Origin of the sequence: Nocardia barduliensis (genome assembly GCF_013315795.1) — a bacterium.
Lineage (GTDB): Bacteria > Actinomycetota > Actinomycetes > Mycobacteriales > Mycobacteriaceae > Nocardia > Nocardia barduliensis.
On record NZ_JABLTE010000001.1, the window covers coordinates 48413 to 66760 of the forward strand.

An 18348-nucleotide genomic window follows, 5' to 3' on the forward strand; every position below is an offset into this window, starting at 1 on the left:
CGGTCGGGCTAATCGACGTCGTCGTCGCGCAGTTCGTTGACGCGCAGCAGACCGTCGCGGTGGCGCTGCTCACGGTAGGCCGTGCGGCCGATGATGTGGGCGATCACCGGGGCGGTGAGCAGGGTGAACAGCCCGACCAGCACCAGCGCCCAGACGTTGCCGTGGCCGCGCAGCTGGATCGCGGCGCCCACGAGCACCAGGATCAACCCGACGACCTGCGGTTTGGTGGCGGCGTGCATCCGGGTCAGCGTGTCGGGGAAGCGCACGATCCCGATCGCGGCGGTCAGCGCGAGTATCGAGCCGAACAGGATGAGGGCGCCCGCGAGCACCTGCCAGAGGTTCATTTGTCGTCCCGCACCCGGAATCGGGACACCGCGGCGGAGCCCAGGAAGCCGACCAGCGCCAGCGCGACGATCGCGGGCAGCACGGTGGTGTCGGCGCTGTAGGCCGCCCACACGGCCAGTCCGGAGGCGGCGATGGCCATCAGCGAGTCGACGGCGACGACCCGGTCCAGCGTGCTCGGTCCCACCACGACACGGTAGGTCGTGAGCAGGGCGGCCGCGGTGAGAATGACGGCGGCGAGGATGGCGACGGCGGTCACGCTCGAGCCTCCGGTGGCGTGGTCGGCCGGGCGAACGGCCATCCGGTCGGGCGTTCGAACGCTTCGATCAGCAGGCGTTCCAGCCGCCGGGTGGTGCGGTAGAAGGCGGCAACGGCCGCGTCGCTGCCCACGTCGAGCACGTGTACGTAGACCACGCAGCGCCCGCGGTCGATCTCCAGCACCATGGTGCCCGGGATCAGGTTGAGCAGGTCGGTCCACAGCACCAGCACCAGATCCGATCGCGTGGCCGAGTACACCCGCAGCACCCCGGACACCGGCGTCGCGGCCGGGCGGATCGCGAACCAGGCGACCTGGAGACTCGACTCCAGCGCGTAATAGGCGCTCACCACGATCAGTTCCAGCAGCGGAAGCGGATTCAGCCGCCCGGTCACCGGCACCCGCGGCAGCGGCAGCGCCACCATGATCAGCGCGCCGACCAGCAGCCCGCCCAGCAGGTTCGCGAGGCTGAGATCGCCCCACAGGGCCAGCCAGACGACGGTGAGCCACACCAGGATGCCGACCCGGACCACCGTGTCGCGTCGCCATCCCCGCCCGGTCCGCTCGGCGCTCATCGCGAACCTCCCGGGTGCTCGGGTGAGCCGCCGAGCACCGCACCGATGTACACGCCGGGATCGCGCAGGTCGATCGCCGCCCGGTCGGCGATCGCGAGGATCGGACCGGCCAGCACCGACAGACACAGGCCGACCGCGACGAGCGCCGCGGTGGACAGCACCATCAGCGGCGGCATCCGGCCGGGATCGGTGCGTTCGTCGTAGTGCACGTCGGTCGTGTCCTCGATCAGCGTCGGCGGCTTCGCCGCGGTGAGATGTCCCTCGGGCGCGTCTTCGCGCGGTCGCCAGAACGCTTTGCTCCATACCCGGGCGACGGTGTAGAGGGTGAGCAGGCTGGTGAGCACAGCGCCGCCCACCAACACCCAGGCCAGCACACTGCCCTGCTCGGCGCCCGCCTGCAGCAGCGCCACCTTGCCGACGAACCCCGAGAACGGGGGAATGCCACCGAGGTTGAGCGCGGGGATTAAGAACAGCACGGCCAGCAGCGGGCTGGCCGCGGCGAGCCCGCCCAACCGGCGCAGCGAGGTCGACCCGGCTTGCCGCTCGATCAGTCCGGCCACCAGGAACAGCGCGGTCTGCACCAGGATGTGGTGGGCCACGTAGAACACCGCGCCCGCCAGCCCGGCCGCGTTGGCCAGCCCGACCCCGAACACCATGTATCCGATGTGGCTGACCAGTGTGAACGACAGCAGACGGCGGATATCGCTCTGCGCGATCGCGCCGAGGATGCCCACGAGCATGGTGAGCAGGCCGCACACCAGCAGCACCGAGTCGAAGCCGCCGTCGGGGAACAGCAGCGAGTGCGTCCGGATGATCGCGTAGACGCCGACTTTGGTGAGCAGTCCCGCGAACACGGCGGTCACCGGGGCCGGGGCGGTCGGATAGGAGTCGGGCAGCCAGTTCGACAGCGGGAACACGGCGGCCTTGATGCCGAACGCCACCAGCAGCACCGCGAAGACGGCCGTGCGGGTGCCCTCCGGCACGGCGCCGAACCGCACCGCGAGGTGGGCGAGATTCAGCGTCCCGGTGGCCGCGTAGGTCAGCCCGATGCCGGTGAGGAAGATCAGCGACGAGACCATGGAGACCATCACGTACGCCACGCCCGCGCGGATGCGTTCGGTGGTCGCGCCCACGGTGAGCAGCACGAACGACGCCGCGAGCAGGATCTCGAAACCCACGAAGAGGTTGAACAGGTCACCGGCCAGGAAGGCGGCCGAGACACCGGCGGTCAGCACGAGATACGTGGGCCGGTAGATGGAGGTCGGCTGCCGCTCGTCGCCGTCGCGGATGTTCTGACCCGCGCCGTAGAGCGCGACCGACAGCAACACGATGGACGAGACGAGCAGCATCGCCGCCGAGAGCCGGTCCACCACCAGCGTGATGCCGATCGGGGCCGCCCAGTTGCCGACCTGCAACGCGGTGGTGCCGTCCCGATCGACCAGGAACAGCAGCAGAGCGCAGATCACCACCACGCAGGCCAGCGCGCCGACGCTGACCGCGTTCTGGATGCGGGGTCTGCGGCCGAACACGAGCGTGCCCGCGGCGCCGAGCAGCGGAACGAGCACCGGCAGCGGTATGAGGTTCGGCAGCAGGCCGGGAGCGGAATTCACGTCTCCGGGTCCTCTCCGGCCCGCCGCCGGGCGACCTCCGCGTCTTCCTCGTCGTTCGCGACGTCGTCGCTGGTGGTGAGCATGTAGGCGCGGTAGGCGAGGGCGAGCACGAATGCCGCGATGCCCATGGTGATCACGATCGCGGTGAGCACCATCGCCTGCGCGAGCGGGTCGGCCATCTCCTCGGTCTCTGCGGCGCCCCGGATGGGCGGCTCGCCGTCGCCGCCGCCCGCGGTGAGGATCAGCAGGTTCACCGCGTTGCCGAACAGGATCAGCCCGAGCAGCATCTTCGATACCGCGCGTTCCAGGATCAGATAGACGCCGCAGGCGACCAGGACGCCGATCACCACCAGCAAGGTCAGATTGGCCGTCATGCGCCGGAACCGTCCTTCGCGGAAGTGGCCTCGGTGTCGGCCAGTTCGCTGTCCAGCCGTGCGCCGAGGCTGCGCAGCACGTCCAGCACCAGGCCGACCACGATGAGATAGACGCCGAGATCGAACAGCAGCGCGGTGACCACCTTGATATGCCCGACCACCGGCAGCGAAACCTCGATGATCGCCGAGGACAGCGGCGGCGCGCCCAGCAGCAGCGAGGACACCGCGGTGCCCGCCGCCAGCAGCAGCCCCGCACCGAGCACATGGCCCGCGTCGACGGGCAGCGCCTCGCCCAGTTCGTAGCGGCCACCGGCGAGATAGCGCAGGGTCAGCGCGAGCCCGGCGGTGAGCCCGCCCGCGAATCCGCCGCCGGGAGCGTTGTGGCCGGAGAAGAAGAAGTAGACCGACAGCACCATGATGGTGGGGAACACCAGGCGCGTGGTGATCTGCAGGACCATCGACCGCTCGGCCCGGTCGACCAACCGGCCCGCGGGCAGCCAGCTCACCAGCGCCGGATCGTAGTCGGGCGAGTCCGCCGCTCGTGGCGCGCTGCCGAAACGCCTGCTGCGGAACACCAATGAGGCCACGCCGGTCGCGGCGACGACGAGCACCGAGATCTCACCGAGGGTGTCCCATGCCCGCAGGTCGACGAGCAGGACGTTGACGGCGTTCTTGCCGCCGCCGAACGCGTAGGCGGCCTCGGGGATCAGCGGCCAGACGGGTTCGGCGGTACGGGCCGCGACGGCGAATCCGGCCAGGACCGCGACCACCGTCCCCGTCGCCATGGCCAGCAGCGCCCTGCGCACTTTGAACGCGGTCCTGCGGCGAGCCTCGATCCGCGCGGGGAAGGCGCGCAGGACGAGGACGAAGATCACCAGCGTCAGTGTCTCGACCAGGAATTGGGTGAGGGCCAGATCGGGCGCCCCGTGCAGCGCGAAGATCACACCGCTGCCATACCCGGTCACTCCGACGACCAGCACGCTCGCCAATCGGTTGCGCAGCACCGTCGCGGCGATGGCGGTCACCGCCATGATCGCGCCGATGGCCAGTTGCAGAGGCGAATCCCACAGGCGCAGCGTGACTCCGGTGCGGGTGCCGATGGCGAGCAGGCCGGTCGGCAGGACGATCAGCGTGACCAGGATCGCGGCCTGACTCAGCGGCAAGGACCCGCGCTGCACGGCGCCGGTCATCCGCAGGGAGAGGGTGTCCATCGCGCGCAGCGTGGCGTCGTAGGCGCGGTCGGCGTTGCCCAGGCGCGGTCGCGCCGATTCCGGGAAGCGGTCGCGCAGCCGGTACAGCAGGACGCCCACGGCCACGATCAGCAGCGTCACGGCCAGGGCAGGGGTGAATCCGTGCCACAGCGCGAGATGCGAAGCCGGCGAGCCGGTGAGCGTTTCGGCATAGGGGCGCAACCGAGTGTCGAGCCAGGACGGCGCCAGACCGGCCACCAGGCTCGCGACGGCGAGAAGCACCGGCGCCGCCAGGAAAAGAGCGCCCGGCGGGTGCCAGCGCCGGTGACCGTCGGATTCCGGCTGCTCCGAGGCGATGGGTACTTCGCTCGGGTGGTGGGCCAACGGTGCGGCCCCGGGACCGGGCTCCGCTTCGACACCCTTGTCGGCGAAGGCGCCCTGGACGAACCGGATGCTGTAAGCGACCGTCAGCATCGAACCGAGCACGACGCAGGCCAGCACCGCGCCGCGTACGGGCGCGGTGAGCACGTCCGCGTCCATCACCGCGCTCAGCGCGCTCTCCTTGCCGACGAAACCGAGCAGCGGCGGGATACCGGCCATGCTGAGCGCGGCGATGATCGCGGTGCCGTACAGCACCGGAGCCCGGCGGCCGAGACCGGACAGCCGGCGTAGATCGCGGGTTCCCGCACCGTGATCGATGATCCCGACCACCAGGAACAGGCATGCTTTGAACAGCGCGTGCGCGACGATCATCGTCACGCCCGCCAGCGCGGCCGCGGGCGTGCCGATGCCGACCAGCACGATCAGGAAACCCAGCTGGCTCACGGTGCCGAAGGCGAGCACCAGTTTCAGGTCCACGACCTGCAGGGAGCGCAGCCCGGCCAGCAGCATCGAGGCCAGGCCGAGGGTGAGCACCAGCGGATGCCACACCGGGTTCTGCGCGAACACCGGCGCGAGCCGGGCGATCAGGTACACGCCGGCCTTCACCATGGCCGCGGCGTGCAGGTAGGCGCTCACCGGCGTCGGCGCGGCCATCGCGCCGGGCAGCCAGAAATGCAGGGGCACCACCGCGGATTTGGTCAGCGCGCCCACCAGCAGCAGCGCGACCGCGACATCGACCGCGACCCCGCTCGGCGGCTGGGCCGCCAGCAGATCCGACAGCAGATAGCTGCCGTTCGCCGTGCCGAGCACGACGATCCCGGCCAGCATCGCCAATCCGCCCGCGCCGGTCACCAGCAGCGCCTGGATCGCGGACCTCCGGCTGGCCGCCTGCTCGGCGTTGTGCCCGATCAGCAGGAACGACAGCACCGTCGTCGCTTCCCAGAACACGTAGAGCAGCACCATGTTGTCACTGGTGACCAGGCCGAACATCACGCCGGCGAACGCGACCAGCTCGGCGGCGAATACGCCGAGCCGGGGCTCGTCTTCGTCGAAGTATCCGGCGCAGTACACCAGGACCAGCGCTCCGATGCCCAGCACGAGCGCGCACAGCACCGCAGCGAGCGGGTCGAAACGCAGATCGACGTTCAGCGCGATGCTCGGAGCCCAGGTCAGGTGAACTCGCTGCGGCTCGGACCAATTCGCGATCACCCAGCCGAGACAGCCGAGCGGCACCAGAGCCAGCAGGTAGAAAGCGTTGCGCCCCAGTGCCCGCACCCACAGCGGTGCCGTCAAGGCGGCCGCGGCATGGGCGAGCAGGATTACGAGCAAACCTCACTCCGTCGGGTAGGGGCGGCGGGGTGTTCGGGACAATCCTACGTAAAGCCCGAATTTTTCGCGGAAGAGGTATGGCGGCCGCCATACTTACGAGCTGGCGGCTATATATCCGCTAATGATTCGCTTTCGGTTTGCCCTTTTGCTCGACGCTTGCTGCGCGGCCGGAATTTGCGCAGCACGACCAGTCCGACGGCGCTGCCGATGATGATGGCGAGCGCGGTCCGTCCCGGCGTCGTGTCGTGTACCGCCACGTCCTCGCGCCAGTCCTTGAACTTGTCCGGCATCACCGAGACCGCCGAGGGGAGGTAGAGCGTGGTGATCGCGAGGACGCCGCTGGGCGCGTAGTGCGGTCGCGCCGTGCCGCAGCAGTACCCCGCTGTCAACGCGATGACGCCGCTGATCACCGCGAAGGCGGCGGTACCCGCGGAGGTCGAGGTGACGATGGCGAAGATCGCGATGCCCGCCAGCAGCAGGATGGCGAGGGCGGCCGATGGCATGCGGGCGCCGATGGCGACTCCGGCCGCGGTCAGGGCGATCAGCACCGCGGAGGTCCAGCCGGGCCGGACCGCGTAACCCACGGCGTCGACGGCCGCGGTGAGGCTCACGGCCAGGTATACGCCGGTGCCGTCGCGGCCGGGCAGCAGCATGGCCGCGGCGGTCGCGCTGACGATCGTCGCGGCGACCACGATCCCGATCTCGACCGCGTGACTCTCGGCGGGCAGCTTGCTGTACTGGCGGCCCAGCCACTCGGTGCCTGCCAGGACCACCAGCGCGAGCACCATCGCGGCGAGGATCGGCGCCACCGGCAGCGCGATCGCCATCCGCGGCGTCTTCGGCTCCTCGGTGCGCCTCCAGTTGTGCAAGGTGCTGATCACCAGCAGGGCCAGCGCCGCGCCGATCATCCACCGCGTCGGGGTCTCCAGCACGGCGTACGCGTCCGCGTTGATGTTCAGCAGTTCCGCCAGGTCGCCGAAGCCGAAGAACCCGACGCCGCCCACCGCGAACGCCGCGCCGGGCAGCGGGCGGCGCAGCGCGACGGCCCCCAGCCCGCCGAGCAGCGCCGCGGCGCACACCGAGTCGATGTAGTTCTGCGTGGTGAGCATCTCGGCCGTCGACACCTGACGTCCGGCGAAGTGGTTGGCCAGCTGCGCCGCGGCGGCGGCCGTCGCCGTCGCCCACCCGGTCAGCGGCCGCGTGGTGGTGGTGACCAGCACGGCGACCGCCACGGCGACGATCACCCCCAGCGCCGCGCTGCGCGGCACGCTGTTGAGCAGGCCGGCGATCCGGTACGACGTGGACTGGCCGTGCGCTCCGACGGTGACCGGCAGGAACAGCGTGACGCCCGCGACCGCGGCTCCGGTGAAGGCCGTGGTCGCGTCGACGATCTCGCCGACCCTGACCCTGCGCACGATTGTCGAACATACCCGTGGTGCGCGCGCGATCTGGTGATTGCCAGGAATTCGCCTTTAAATGTCTCCAACGGGAAAGTTGCGGCTCAAGGCGAATTGCTGAAGATTGGCTGGAGTTTCGTCCTCCGCTAGCCGCGACTGTCGGCGTACCGGCGCAGCGTGTCGATCTGCGACGGGTCGAGCGAGGGCCGCACCACCGCCTGGGCGGCCAGCACGTCGGCCGCGGTGACGTCGGCCGCGTGCACGTCCCGGCGCATCGCCGCGAGCGCGGACTCGCGCAGCAGTGCCGCGCAGTCCGCGGCGGAGTAGCCGTCGAGCTCCTCGGCGAGCGCGTCCAGGTCGACATCGTCGGCCAGCGGCACCGCGCGGCCCGCCGTGCGCAGGATCTCCCGCCGGGCGAGGGCGTCCGGCGGCGGAACGAACACCAGGCGTTCCAGCCTGCCCGGCCGCAGCAGCGCCGGGTCGATCAGCTCCGGCCGGTTGGTCGCGCCGAGCACCACCACGTCACGCAGCGGTTCCACGCCGTCGAGTTCGGTGAGCAGTGCCGCGACCACCCGGTCGCCGACACCGGAGTCGGTGCTCTGGCCGCGGCGCGGGGCCAGCGCGTCCACCTCGTCCAGGAAGATCAGCGACGGCGCGGAATCGCGCGCCCGCTGGAACAATTCGCGCACCGCGCGCTCGGACGAGCCGACCCACCGGTCCAGCAGTTCGGCGCCCTTGACCGCGTGCACGCTGAGCTGACCGCTGCCGGCCAGCGCGCGCACCAGGAAGGTCTTGCCGCAGCCGGGCGGGCCGTAGAGCAGCACTCCGCGCGGCGGCTCGATGCCGAGGCGGGCGAAGGAGTCCGGGTGCCGCAGCGGCCACAGCACCGCCTCGGTCAGTGCCTGCTTGGTCTCCGCCATGTCGCCGACGTCGTCCAGGCCCAGGCTGCCGATGGCGAGTTCCTCCATGCCCGAGCGCGACAGCGGCCGGATCACCTCGAGCGCGCCGAGCAGGTCGGGTTGGGTGAGCTGTGGCTCGCCCTGCTCCCTGGCCCGCGACGCCGCGCGCAGCGCCGCCTCCCGGCACAGCGCCGCCAGATCCGACACCACGAACCCCGGGGTGCGGGCGGCGATCTCGTCGAGTTCCAACTCGGCGGTCGGCACCCGGCGCAGCAACTGCTCCAGCAGCGCCGCGCGCACCGCGGCGGAGGGCAGCGGCAGCGCGAGTTCGCGATCGCACAGGTCCGGCGCCCGCAGCCGCTGGTCGATCCCGGCGGGGTGCGCCGTGGTGGCGAGGAACGCGACGCCGGGTTCGGCGATCGCCGCGCGCAACTGGTCGAGGATCAGCGTGGCGACCGGCTCGGCGGCAGCGGGCAGCAGTGCGTCGATGTCGGTGATCAGCAGGACACCGCCCTTGCCGCAGCCGATATCGGCCACCGCCTCGGCGACCACGCGCAGCCGCGCGCCGCTCTCGGCCGCGCCGATGCTGGGGCCGTCCAACTCGACCACCCGCCGCGGCGCCGCGACCGAGCGGGCCAGCGTCGCTTTGCCGACCCCGGCCGGGCCGGTGATCAACACGCCGAGGTGCGGACGTGCGCCGAGCGTGCGCAGCAATTCGGGCTCGTCCAAGGCGAGGCTGAGCCACTCGGCGAGCTTCGCGGCCTGGCTGCGCGCGCCGGCCAGGTCTTCGACCGAGATGCGCGCGGTGGCGTCCCCGCTCGCCGCGATCCGGCCCATCGTGGCGCCGTTGGTGCCCGCGGCCGTGTCGAAGACGGCCGCTTCGATGGCGCCGCGCGAGGCCTCGCCCACCGGGATCGGTGTTCCGGCCGAGGCGAGATCGGCGGCGTCGCGCGCGGCGACCGCTCCCGCGCCCCAGACGACGGCGGTATTCGGCTGCACGCTCACCGGCCCGCGCGGATCGGTGCCGGTGACGGTGAGCAACTCCGTGGTCCAGGCGATGCCGAAGGTGCGCGACAACGCCTGGGTGGCCGCCGTGGAGCTGATGTCCGGGCCCAGGTCGCGCGGCAACAGCGAGACCGCGTCGCCGACCGTGACGACCTTCCCGAGCAGCGCCTGCCGCAAGGTCGCGGCCGGAATCGTCCGGGTGGCGTGCACCGAGCCGCTCACCGTGATCTGTTTCGCGCCGTAGACCGTCGCGGGGGAAATCACCACGGTGGCGTCTTCGCGCAATCCGGCATTGGACAGCGTGACGTCATCGAGCAGGGCGACCCCGGCCGGCGTGCCCTGGCGCGCTACGCCGACCACCGCGGCCGTGCGGCGTGAGCCGACCAGCATGATGCCGTCCCACTCCCGCAATCCCAGTGCGGTCAGCGCCTCCGGATGCAGCCGGACCACCCCGCGCCGGGCGTCGGCGGCGGAGGGATTCAAGCGGGCGGTGAGTGCCAGTTCTGCCACTGTGCCATTCTGCCGCGCAGGCCCGCCATCGGTCACGGTTCGTCGTTCCGGGGCCGGTCGAACCGGATCGCCGGGCTATTTCGCCACGATTCCCGCGGCGATCGCGACCGAGGTGTCGGCGACGCTCGGCGACAGGCACACCAGCTTGGCCGTGCCCAGCGCGACGTTCGGGCTGCCCTCGAACCGGCCGCCGGGGTTCTCCGCGAGGATCTGCTCGATCAGCGCCTTCTCACCGTCGGTGTCCAGTTTCCGGAACTCACCGCAGGTGGTGCTGGACGCAGGCCCGAGCGCGGCGTCGCTCTGCTTCGTCGTGGTCGGGGCGTCCGTGTCCGCCGGGGTGTCCGGCGTCGCGGTGCCGGGAGCGGTCGTGGTGCGCGCGGCCGAGGCGGACGCGGTCGTGCTCGCGGAGCCCTTGCGCAAACCGTTCGCGTCGGTGGACTCGTCCGCTCCGCCGCAGCCTGCCAGCAGGAAACCCACCGTCCCGACGGCCAGGACGATGGCGGAAGTTCGTTTCATACCGTGCTTTCCCCGGGTGGATCGTGGCGCCGGAGGCCCCGGCGTTCGCAGCAGCGTACCGGTTGTCCGGGGATCAGTGGATGTGTGCCCGCCAATCCGCGGGAACGCGTCCGCGCGGGCCGGGCACGCCCTGATCAGCCGGATGACTGTGCGGCGGCGCCAGCTCCGGCCCTTCGGTGTACATCTGCGCGGTCTCGAAGTTGTAGTACCAGTCCTCGCCCGGCTCGAAACTCTGGATGAACGGGTGACCGGTGCTCTTCGCGTGCCCGGTCGCGTGCTGCGCGGGGGAGGTGTCGCAGCAGCCGACATGCCCGCACTGGGCGCAGCGGCGCAGGTGCACCCACCACCCCGAGTTCTGCTCGCACTCCGCGCAGCCGGGGCCGCTGGGCGGCACGGCGGGATCGATGCCCGCGATTTCCTCGGTCATGACTGTCCTTCCGTGTTCGCGGGAGTGGCGCCGTCGAGCTGCTCCTGTTCGGGGCGGTGCAGCGGCAGCCAGACGGTGAACCTGGTGTCGCCCGGCTCGGAGTCCACCCGGATGTCGCCGTTGTGCTTGTTGACCACGATGCGGAACGAGATGTCCAGTCCGAGGCCGGTGCCCTCGCCCATCGGCTTGGTGGTGAAGAACGGTTCGAAGATCCGGTTGCGCGCCTCCGGCGCGATGCCGGGACCGGTGTCGCCGATCTCCACGACCGCGCAGTCCTTCTCGAGCCTGGTGCGGATGCTCAAGGTGCCTGCGCCGTTCATCGCGTACACCGCGTTGTCGATCAGGTTGGTCCACACCTGGTTGAGTTCGGCGGCGTAGCAGGGCACCTGCGGCAGGGTGCGGTCGTACTCTTTCACCACGCGCACCCCGTCGCCGATCTTGCGGCTGAGCATCACCAGCGTGCTGTCGAGCAGTTCGTGGATGTCGACCACCTGGAACGGCGCCCGGTCCATCTGCGAGTACTGCTTCGCGGCGCCGACCAGCGAGGAGATGCGCGTGGTCGAGTCACCGATCTCGTTCATCAGCAGTTCGGTCTCGATGGTGTAGTTCAGCCAGCGAATGGCGCCCTGGAACACCTGCTCCGGAGCGCCCTCCAGGGTGGCGGCCACCCGTTCCAGCCAGTCGGTGTCGAATCCGGCCTGCACGAAGTTCGGCGCGAGGTTCCAGGCGTCGGCGATGCCGTGCTCCTCCAGCCATTCCCCGAGCATGTCCTCGCGGTCGGCTGCCTCCATCGGCGAGAGTTCCGGCGCCTTCGCGACCTGTGCGGCCGCCTCTTCCTGCATGCGCACCAACGCCCCCAGCGACGACGGATCGAACTTGCCCTCCGCCATCATCGCCAGCTTGTGCCGCATGCCCGCGACCCGTTCGCGCAAGCCCGCGGTGGCGCGCACCGCGGCGGCGGCCGGATTGTTCAACTCGTGGGTCAGGCCCGCCGACAGCGAACCGAGCGCGAGCAGCCGTTCGCGCTCACCGATGCGCGCGTTGGTGTTGCGGTTGCCGAAGAACACGCCCTCCAGCAGGTGCACGGCCATCGGGAACCACTCGTGCATCATCCGGGCGAAGACCTCGGCGTCCAGCACGTAGAACCGCGACGGCCGCGTCACGTACATCGAGCCGCTGTAGGTCTGGTCGACCTTGTCGCCGATGTAGGACATCCAGGCGCCCGCGTAGGAGCCGTGGTGCTCGGTGCGGACCAGCTCGATCTCCGCGCCCGCGGACTGCTTGGTGAGCACCACCTCGCCGTCCATCAGCACGTAGAAGCAGGTGGCCGGGTCGCCCTCGCGGAAGACGAGGCCGGGTTCGATGGTCTCGATCCGGCCGTCGGCGCACAGCCATTCCAGCTGCTCGTCGTTCAGCTTCTCGAACAGGAACAGGGTGCGCAGCTCGGCGGGGTCGCACACCGTTCTGCTGCTGCGGCCCGCGGTCTGGTTCGAAGTCATTGCGGCCTCCTGGTCACGCGAGATAACGGTGGACGAGCATGACGGCCATCGCGCCCTCCCCGACGGCGGAGGCGACGCGCTTGGCCGACTCGGCGTGCACGTCGCCCGCCACGAACACACCGGGCACGCTCGTCTCCAGATGGTGCGGTGGCCGGGACAGCTCCCAGCCCGCGGGGCGGGCGCCGTCGACCATCAGGTCCGGCCCGGCGAGCACGTAACCCGCTTCGTCGCGCAAGACGACGCTGTCGAGCCACTCGGTCTGCGGCGCGGCGCCGATGAACAGGAACAGCCGCTCGGCGTCGGCCTTCTCCTCGGCGCCGGTCCGGTTGTCGCGCAGCACGATCTGTTGCAGGTGATCGTCGCCGTCGGCGGCGACCACCTCGGTGTTGGTGTGCACCTCGATATTGCCGATCTGCGCGATCTGCTGGATCAGGTAGTGCGACATGGACTGCTCCAGCGAATCCGCCCGGACCAGCAGGTGCACGGTGCGCGCGTGGCGGGACAGGAACACCGCGGCCTGTCCCGCGGAGTTCGCGCCGCCCACGATGTAGACCTCGCGATCGGCGCATTCGGACGCCTCGGTCATGGCCGAGCCGTAGTACACACCGCGCCCGGTGAAGTCGTCGACGCCCGGCGCCGGGTGGCGGCGATAGTCGACGCCGGTCGCGATGATCACGGTGTGCGCGCACAGGCTGCCGCCGTCGGCGAACCGCACGGTGCGGGCGGACCCGTTGACCTCCAGCGCCACCACCTCGCGCGTGGTGACCACCTCGGCGCCGAATTTCGCGGCCTGCCGCCGCGCCCGATCGGCCAGCTGGGCGCCGGAAAGGCCGTCGGGGAAGCCGAGGTAGTTCTCGATGCGCGAACTCTGCCCGGCCTGCCCGCCGGTCGCGGTGCGCTCCACGAGCACGGTGCGCAGCCCCTCGGACGCGCCGTAGACCGCCGCGCCGAGACCGGCGGGACCGCCGCCGACCACGATCAGGTCGTAGAACTCGCCCGCCGGAGCGACGGTCAGGCCGACGTTCTGGGCCAGTTCGCTGTCGGAGGGCTGCACGAGCGCCTCCCCGGCCGAGGTGATCACCACCGGACATCGCTCCGGGTCGGCCCCCGCCGCCTCCAGCAGGCGCGCGCCCTCGGGCTCGTCGGCCAGGTACCACCGGTAGGGCAGCTGGTTGCGCGCCAGGAACTCGCGCACCTGCGACGACCGCGGCGACCAGCGATTGCCGATCACCTTGGTCTCGGTGACCGGCCGATGCTCGCTGCCACGCCAGGCCTCCAGCAGGCCGTCCAGCACCGGGTAGAGCTTCTCCTCCGGCGGGTCCCACGGCTTGAGCAGGTAATGGTCCAAGTCGACGACATTGATCGCGTCGATCGCCGCGTTCGTGTCGGCATAGGCGGTCAGCAGCACGCGGCGCGCGTAGGGGTGCAGGTCCATCGCCTGCTCCAGGAATTCGATGCCGTCCATGCCCGGCATCCGATAGTCGGCGATCAACACCGCGACCGGCTGGCCGCGCAGCTTCATCTCGCGCAGCGCCTCCAGCGCCTGCGCACCCGATTCCGCGCGCAGAATCCGGTAATCGGCGCCGTACCGGCGGCGCAGGTCGCGCACGACCGCACGGGAAACGCCCGGATCGTCATCGACGCTCAGGATGGCCGGTTTCGTAGCAGCGGGTGAACTCACCTGACGAGTATGGAGCCTGTCGGTGCGGTCTGTCGTGGGCGTTCGCCCAGGGCTCAGAGCCGATGGTGCCGGACGAGATCGAGCTCACGCGGAGTGAGCAGGCGCTCCAGTCGTTCTTCCTGCGCGGCCGCGCGGGCGGTGCGCGGTAATGCCGTCGTGCCGCGGAATCTTCGCCCGTCCTCGGGCTCGATGGCGGGCAGTAGCGGAACCCGGTCGGCGGGTCGCCTATGCAGCAGGGAGCGCAGTTTCACGGCCGATCACCTCACGTTTGACGCCGAAAGTTGGAGGCAGTGTCTGTGCTTGATCTATCTGCGATTGTGCGCCGCGCATTACAGCGGCCGCTGCGGCGGTAGCGAAAATGTGACGCAACTGTCGTTCTGTCTAGAATGTGCGCGCAAAGTCCACCCGCGTTCGGACAACCGGCCATCGGTCCGTCGCTCGTACCCCGGAGGCAGCGTTGCCGAAGAATCTCGAAGCCACCATCGACATCGCCGCGCCCCCGGAGCGGGTGTGGGCGGTGGTCTCCGATCTGAAGCGGATGCCGGAGTTCAGCCCACAGTGCGTGCGCATGACGGCGCTCGGCGCCCTGAAGGCGGGCACCTGGACGATCAACTTCAACCGGGACGGCAAGAAGTACTGGCCGACCACCGGGCGCATCGTGCGGGTCGAGCCGAACCGGGCGTTCGCCTTCCGGATCAACGAGAACCGGACGGTATGGAGCTACACCCTGGAGCCGACCGAGTCCGGCACGCGCCTGATCGAGCGGCGGGACGTGCCCAACGGCACCAGCTGGTTCTCCCGGAAGGCGATCGACGCCGTGCTCGGTGGCGAGACGTCGTTCGAGGAGGTGCTGGTGCGCGGCATGAACGAGACGCTGGGCAAGATCAAGAAGGCGGTCGAGGCGCGCGCCTGAGCGCCGTGCGGTGACCCGTTCGCCGCGGGTCGCGCAAGTCACGCGACGCTCGCCGCGGCGGTGTCACGGGAGGCCGTGACCGGCACCGCGGCGAGCGTGGAGTTACTTCCAGTCGGGCAGGCTCACGACCTGCGCCGCGTAGGAGAGGCCTGCGCCGAACGCGATGAGCAGCGCCGTATCGCCCGGCTTCGACTCACCCTTGCGCAGCAACGCCTCCATGGCCAGCGGGATCGAGGCGGCCGAAGTGTTACCCGCCTCCTCGATGTCGTTGGCGAGCGCGCAGTGCTCGGGCAGCTTCAGCACCCGGGCCATGATCTCGATGATCCGGCCGTTGGCCTGGTGCGGGATCATCGCGTCCAGGTCGTCGGGGGACAGGCCCGCCCGGTCGATGGCGTCGCGGCACACCTTCTCCAGCGAGTGCGCGGCCCAGCGGAACACCGCGGTGCCTTCCATGGCCAGATAGGGCCGCACCGCGTCCAAGCCCTTCTCGTCGATCTCGTGGAAGTACTCCATCCAGTCCTTGTCCTGCCGGATGGCGTGGTGCTGGGTGCCGTCCGAGCCCCACACGGTGGGGCCGATGCCCGGCTCGTCGGAGGGGCCCACGATCACCGCGCCCGCGCCGTCGGCGAAAAGGAAGGCGGTGGAGCGGTCGGTCGGGTTCACCGTGTTCGTGAGTTTCTCCACGCCGATCACGAGCACATGCGCGGCGGTACCGGCCCGAACCAGATCCGACGCCAGCGCGATCGAGTGGCAGAAGCCCGCGCAGCCGGCCGAGACGTCGAAGGCGGCGGCGCCGTTCATGCCGAGTTCGGTGGCGATGCGCGGGGCGGCGGCCGGGGTCAGCAACAGATGGGTCGAGGTAGCAACGATCACGCAATCGACCTGGTCGACCGCGATACCCGAAGACTCCAGCGCGCCGCGCGCGGCGGCGACGCTCATGCTCTGAATCGTCTCCGATTCGTCGGCGAACCGCCTGGTCCTGATGCCCGACCTGGTGCGGATCCACTCGTCACTGGAGTTGATCGGACCTGCCACCTCGTCATTGGTGACCACTCGAGCAGGGCGGTAAACGCCGAGCCCGAGAAGCGCCGTGTGCTCAGCCCCCGTGGTCTGGGCGATTCGAGCAGCCATCTGCGTCTCCTATGTACCTGCGGCGGCGCCGCCGGGTGTTCCCCGAAGCAACGAAATCGGTCCTCATCAGCCCCTGTCCATCGGTGGATAGACATGAGGCTTCCTCATATTAGCCCGAAAGTCGCTCATTCGCCGCGCGTATTCCGACAATCGGTGGGTATCTCGTCCACGCACGCCACTGCTGCACGAGGCGTGGCCCAACTAGGATGCGAGGACACCATGCTCGGTCTCGGGATTATCGGATGGATCATCATCGGCGGTCTGGCCGGATGGATCGCCAGCAAGTTCATGAAGACGGACGCTCAGCAGGGCATTCTGCTGAACATCGTGGTCGGCGTGATCGGCGGTCTGCTCGGTGGGTTCCTGCTCAAGCTGCTCGGCGTCGACGTCGAGGGCGGCGGCCTCTGGTTCAGCTTCTTCACCTGCCTGGGCGGTGCCGTCATCCTGTTGTTCCTGGTGCGACTGGTCACCGGCGCACGAGTGCGGTCCTGACCCCGCGTGCCACGGGCTCCTTTCCCGTAAGGTGTGAACGCTTGCGCCCGTCCTATCGTTGAGGAGGCGCAACCCGTTTGCATCGAGCACGAAAGAGGAGCCTGTGGCCCGCCGTCCCACCCCGCCCGGCACGCCTGAACGCACCGGAGTCGGCCACGTCGTCGACCTGGTCCGCAACACGATCCCTCCGTTGCATCCCGCCGGGCTCCCGTTCGTCGCCGCACCCTTGGCGGTCGCCGTCGTCGGCGGCAAGCGCACCTGGGTGCGGCGCATGGGTTTGTTCGCCGCGGCGGCGTGCGCGACCTTCTTCCGTCATCCGCATCGCGTGCCGCCGAACCGGCCGGGCGTCGTGGTCGCCCCCGCCGACGGCGAGATCGCCTTGGTCGACACCGCCGCTCCCCCGGCCGAGCTGGGTCTCGGCGACGAGCCGCTGCCCCGGGTCAGCATCTTCCTGTCCGTGCTCGACGTCCACGTGCAGCGCACGCCGGTCTCCGGCATCGTGCGCACGGTGCTGCACCAGCCCGGCCAGTTCCGTTCCGCGGACCTGCCCGAGGCGAGCTCGGTGAACGAGCGCAACACCATGGTGCTGGAGACGCCGGAGGGCAGCCGGATCGTCGTGGTGCAGATCGCCGGGCTGCTCGCGCGGCGCATCGTCTGCGACGCCCAGGTCGGCGACGTGCTGACCATCGGCGACACCTACGGCCTGATCCGCTTCGGCTCGCGAGTCGACACGTACTTCCCCCCGGGCACCGAACTACTCGTGCAGCCCGGTCAGCGCACCATCGGCGGTGAGACCGTGCTCGCCGTGCTCGGCGCAACCGCCGACTCGTGATGGAAGCGGCGGTACCCACCCAGCGGCGCCGCAGGCGGAGCGTCCGGCTGCTGCCCAGCATCGTCACCATCCTGGCGCTGTGCGCCGGGCTGTCGGCGGTGAAATTCGGCCTCGACGGCAAGCTCGGCATCGCGCTGGCCATGATCGGCGCCGCGGCCGTGCTGGACACCCTCGACGGCAGGCTGGCCAGGATGCTCGACGCCACCACGAAGATGGGCGCCGAGCTGGATTCGCTGTCGGATGCCATCTCCTTCGGCGTCGCGCCCGCGCTCGTCCTGTACGTGACCCTGCTCAGCAGCAACAGCGTGGGCTGGATCGTCGCGCTGCTGTTCGCGGTGAGCATCGTGCTGCGCCTGGCCCGGTTCAACACCCTGATGGACGACGACACCCGGCCGGACTGGGCGCGGGAGTACTTCGTCGGCGTGCCCGCTCCGGCGGGTGCGCTCATCGCGATGGTGCCGGTGGCGCTGCTGGTGCAGTTCGGCGACGGCTGGTGGGTCGGCTTCTACGAAGTCGCGGCGTGGACGGTGTTCGCGGCCGCGCTGTGCGTCAGCACCATCCCGACGCTGGCCATGAAGTCGGTGTCGGTGGCGCCGCAGGCCGCGGCGGGGCTGCTGGTGCTGGTCGCGCTGGCCGCGGCGGCGCTGGTCACCTACCCGATCGTGCTGCTGCTGGTGCTGGTCGCGCTGTACCTGGGTCATATTCCGTTCGCCTGGCATTCCCAGCGCTGGGTGGCCGCGCGCCCGGAGACCTGGACGCACAAACCCGCCGAGCGGCGGGCGCAACGCCGGGCCTCCCGGCGGCTGCCCGCGATCCGGCGACCGGCCATTCGCGGCTCGTCGGCGCGGCTGCGCCTGCGCCGACCTGGGGCGAAGCAGCGCCAGAACGGTCATCCGCCGCCGGGCGCCGAGCGCTAGCGGCGGGCTCGGCGGATCGGAGTCGTCACCTTCGCCGTGTGACCGGATCGGCGCACCGGCACTCCCGCGCGG

At 70.4% G+C, this 18348-nt stretch carries 18 protein-coding genes; 4 read left to right on the forward strand and 14 right to left on the reverse strand.

All coding sequences use genetic code 11. The features are described 5' to 3' along the window. Window positions 1–8 precede the first annotated feature (8 nt). The 13 genes from mnhG to HOV91_RS00315 form a co-directional block, all read right to left on the reverse strand. Window positions 9–344, reverse strand: coding sequence for a monovalent cation/H(+) antiporter subunit G (gene mnhG / locus HOV91_RS00255; RefSeq protein ID WP_174183346.1), 336 nt, complete (start codon window positions 342–344; stop codon window positions 9–11). Next, on the reverse strand, window positions 341–601 hold the full coding sequence (locus HOV91_RS00260; protein ID WP_174183347.1) for a monovalent cation/H+ antiporter complex subunit F: 261 nt from the start codon (window positions 599–601) through the stop codon (window positions 341–343). Before HOV91_RS00260 ends, mnhG begins: the two co-directional genes overlap by 4 nt. After that, window positions 598–1173, reverse strand: a complete 576-nt coding sequence (locus HOV91_RS00265; protein WP_174183348.1) for a Na+/H+ antiporter subunit E — start codon at window positions 1171–1173, stop codon at window positions 598–600. Before HOV91_RS00265 ends, HOV91_RS00260 begins: the two co-directional genes overlap by 4 nt. Then, window positions 1170–2783: a Na+/H+ antiporter subunit D gene (locus HOV91_RS00270; RefSeq protein WP_174183349.1), complete on the reverse strand. Its 1614-nt coding sequence runs from the start codon at window positions 2781–2783 to the stop codon at window positions 1170–1172. Before HOV91_RS00270 ends, HOV91_RS00265 begins: the two co-directional genes overlap by 4 nt. After that, complete coding sequence (locus tag HOV91_RS00275; RefSeq protein ID WP_174183350.1) at window positions 2780–3157, reverse strand: Na(+)/H(+) antiporter subunit C; 378 nt, start codon at window positions 3155–3157, stop codon at window positions 2780–2782. The genes HOV91_RS00270 and HOV91_RS00275 overlap by 4 nt, the downstream gene beginning before the upstream one ends. After that, window positions 3154–6057 carry a Na+/H+ antiporter subunit A gene (locus tag HOV91_RS00280; protein ID WP_174183351.1) on the reverse strand — a complete coding sequence of 968 codons (2904 nt, stop codon included), beginning with the start codon at window positions 6055–6057 and terminating at the stop codon, window positions 3154–3156. Before HOV91_RS00280 ends, HOV91_RS00275 begins: the two co-directional genes overlap by 4 nt. Window positions 6058–6164: 107 nt before the next feature. Further along, window positions 6165–7472 carry a hypothetical protein gene (locus tag HOV91_RS00285; protein WP_174183352.1) on the reverse strand — a complete coding sequence of 436 codons (1308 nt, stop codon included), beginning with the start codon at window positions 7470–7472 and terminating at the stop codon, window positions 6165–6167. A 128-nt stretch (window positions 7473–7600) separates the two neighbouring features. After that, entirely contained in the window at window positions 7601–9868 is a 2268-nt protein-coding gene (locus tag HOV91_RS00290) for an AAA family ATPase (protein ID WP_174183353.1), read from the reverse strand. 75 nt (window positions 9869–9943) lie between these two features. Further along, complete coding sequence (locus HOV91_RS00295) at window positions 9944–10384, reverse strand: hypothetical protein (RefSeq protein WP_174183354.1); 441 nt, start codon at window positions 10382–10384, stop codon at window positions 9944–9946. Window positions 10385–10457: 73 nt separating this feature from the next. Further along, window positions 10458–10811 (reverse strand): UBP-type zinc finger domain-containing protein, encoded by a 354-nt coding sequence (locus HOV91_RS00300; protein WP_174183355.1) that lies wholly within the window; start codon window positions 10809–10811, stop codon window positions 10458–10460. Continuing rightward, window positions 10808–12310 carry an ATP-binding protein gene (locus HOV91_RS00305; RefSeq protein ID WP_174183356.1) on the reverse strand — a complete coding sequence of 501 codons (1503 nt, stop codon included), beginning with the start codon at window positions 12308–12310 and terminating at the stop codon, window positions 10808–10810. The genes HOV91_RS00300 and HOV91_RS00305 overlap by 4 nt, the downstream gene beginning before the upstream one ends. A 13-nt stretch (window positions 12311–12323) precedes the next feature. Next, window positions 12324–13991 carry an NAD(P)/FAD-dependent oxidoreductase gene (locus HOV91_RS00310; protein ID WP_174183357.1) on the reverse strand — a complete coding sequence of 556 codons (1668 nt, stop codon included), beginning with the start codon at window positions 13989–13991 and terminating at the stop codon, window positions 12324–12326. 53 nt (window positions 13992–14044) lie between these two features. Beyond that, window positions 14045–14242: a hypothetical protein gene (locus HOV91_RS00315; protein ID WP_174183358.1), complete on the reverse strand. Its 198-nt coding sequence runs from the start codon at window positions 14240–14242 to the stop codon at window positions 14045–14047. 206 nt (window positions 14243–14448) lie between these two features. Between HOV91_RS00315 and HOV91_RS00320 the strand changes: the two genes are divergently transcribed. Next, the gene (locus tag HOV91_RS00320; protein ID WP_174183359.1) at window positions 14449–14904 is read left to right on the forward strand and encodes an SRPBCC family protein; all 456 of its coding nucleotides are present in this window, start codon (window positions 14449–14451) and stop codon (window positions 14902–14904) included. A 102-nt stretch (window positions 14905–15006) separates the two neighbouring features. On the opposite strand, the gene HOV91_RS00325 is transcribed toward HOV91_RS00320, so the two are convergent. Further along, the gene (locus HOV91_RS00325) at window positions 15007–16035 is read right to left on the reverse strand and encodes a beta-ketoacyl-ACP synthase III (RefSeq protein WP_174183360.1); all 1029 of its coding nucleotides are present in this window, start codon (window positions 16033–16035) and stop codon (window positions 15007–15009) included. A 219-nt stretch (window positions 16036–16254) separates the two neighbouring features. On the opposite strand from HOV91_RS00325, the gene HOV91_RS00330 reads away from it, so the two are divergent. The 3 genes from HOV91_RS00330 (at window position 16255) to HOV91_RS00340 (ending at window position 18276) form a co-directional block, all read left to right on the forward strand. After that, window positions 16255–16527, forward strand: coding sequence for a GlsB/YeaQ/YmgE family stress response membrane protein (locus tag HOV91_RS00330; RefSeq protein ID WP_174183520.1), 273 nt, complete (start codon window positions 16255–16257; stop codon window positions 16525–16527). A gap of 103 nt (window positions 16528–16630) precedes the next feature. Further along, the gene (locus tag HOV91_RS00335; RefSeq protein WP_174183361.1) at window positions 16631–17359 is read left to right on the forward strand and encodes a phosphatidylserine decarboxylase; all 729 of its coding nucleotides are present in this window, start codon (window positions 16631–16633) and stop codon (window positions 17357–17359) included. Next, window positions 17359–18276, forward strand: coding sequence for a CDP-alcohol phosphatidyltransferase family protein (locus HOV91_RS00340; RefSeq protein ID WP_174183521.1), 918 nt, complete (start codon window positions 17359–17361; stop codon window positions 18274–18276). The genes HOV91_RS00335 and HOV91_RS00340 overlap by 1 nt, the downstream gene beginning before the upstream one ends. Window positions 18277–18348 lie beyond the last annotated feature (72 nt).

Bases quoted from the DNA above. Each gene is read 5' to 3' on its own strand.
- mnhG (WP_174183346.1), bottom strand. From the start codon at position 344: ATGAACCTCTGGCAGGTGCTCGCGGGCGCCCTCATCCTGTTCGGCTCG.
- HOV91_RS00265 (WP_174183348.1), bottom strand. From the start codon at position 1,173: ATGAGCGCCGAGCGGACCGGGCGGGGATGGCGACGCGACACGGTGGTC.
- HOV91_RS00275 (WP_174183350.1), bottom strand. From the start codon at position 3,157: ATGACGGCCAATCTGACCTTGCTGGTGGTGATCGGCGTCCTGGTCGCC.
- HOV91_RS00295 (WP_174183354.1), bottom strand. From the start codon at position 10,384: ATGAAACGAACTTCCGCCATCGTCCTGGCCGTCGGGACGGTGGGTTTC.
- HOV91_RS00300 (WP_174183355.1), bottom strand. From the start codon at position 10,811: ATGACCGAGGAAATCGCGGGCATCGATCCCGCCGTGCCGCCCAGCGGC.
- HOV91_RS00305 (WP_174183356.1), bottom strand. From the start codon at position 12,310: ATGACTTCGAACCAGACCGCGGGCCGCAGCAGCAGAACGGTGTGCGAC.
- HOV91_RS00325 (WP_174183360.1), bottom strand. From the start codon at position 16,035: ATGGCTGCTCGAATCGCCCAGACCACGGGGGCTGAGCACACGGCGCTT.
- HOV91_RS00330 (WP_174183520.1), top strand. From the start codon at position 16,255: ATGCTCGGTCTCGGGATTATCGGATGGATCATCATCGGCGGTCTGGCC.
- HOV91_RS00340 (WP_174183521.1), top strand. From the start codon at position 17,359: ATGGAAGCGGCGGTACCCACCCAGCGGCGCCGCAGGCGGAGCGTCCGG.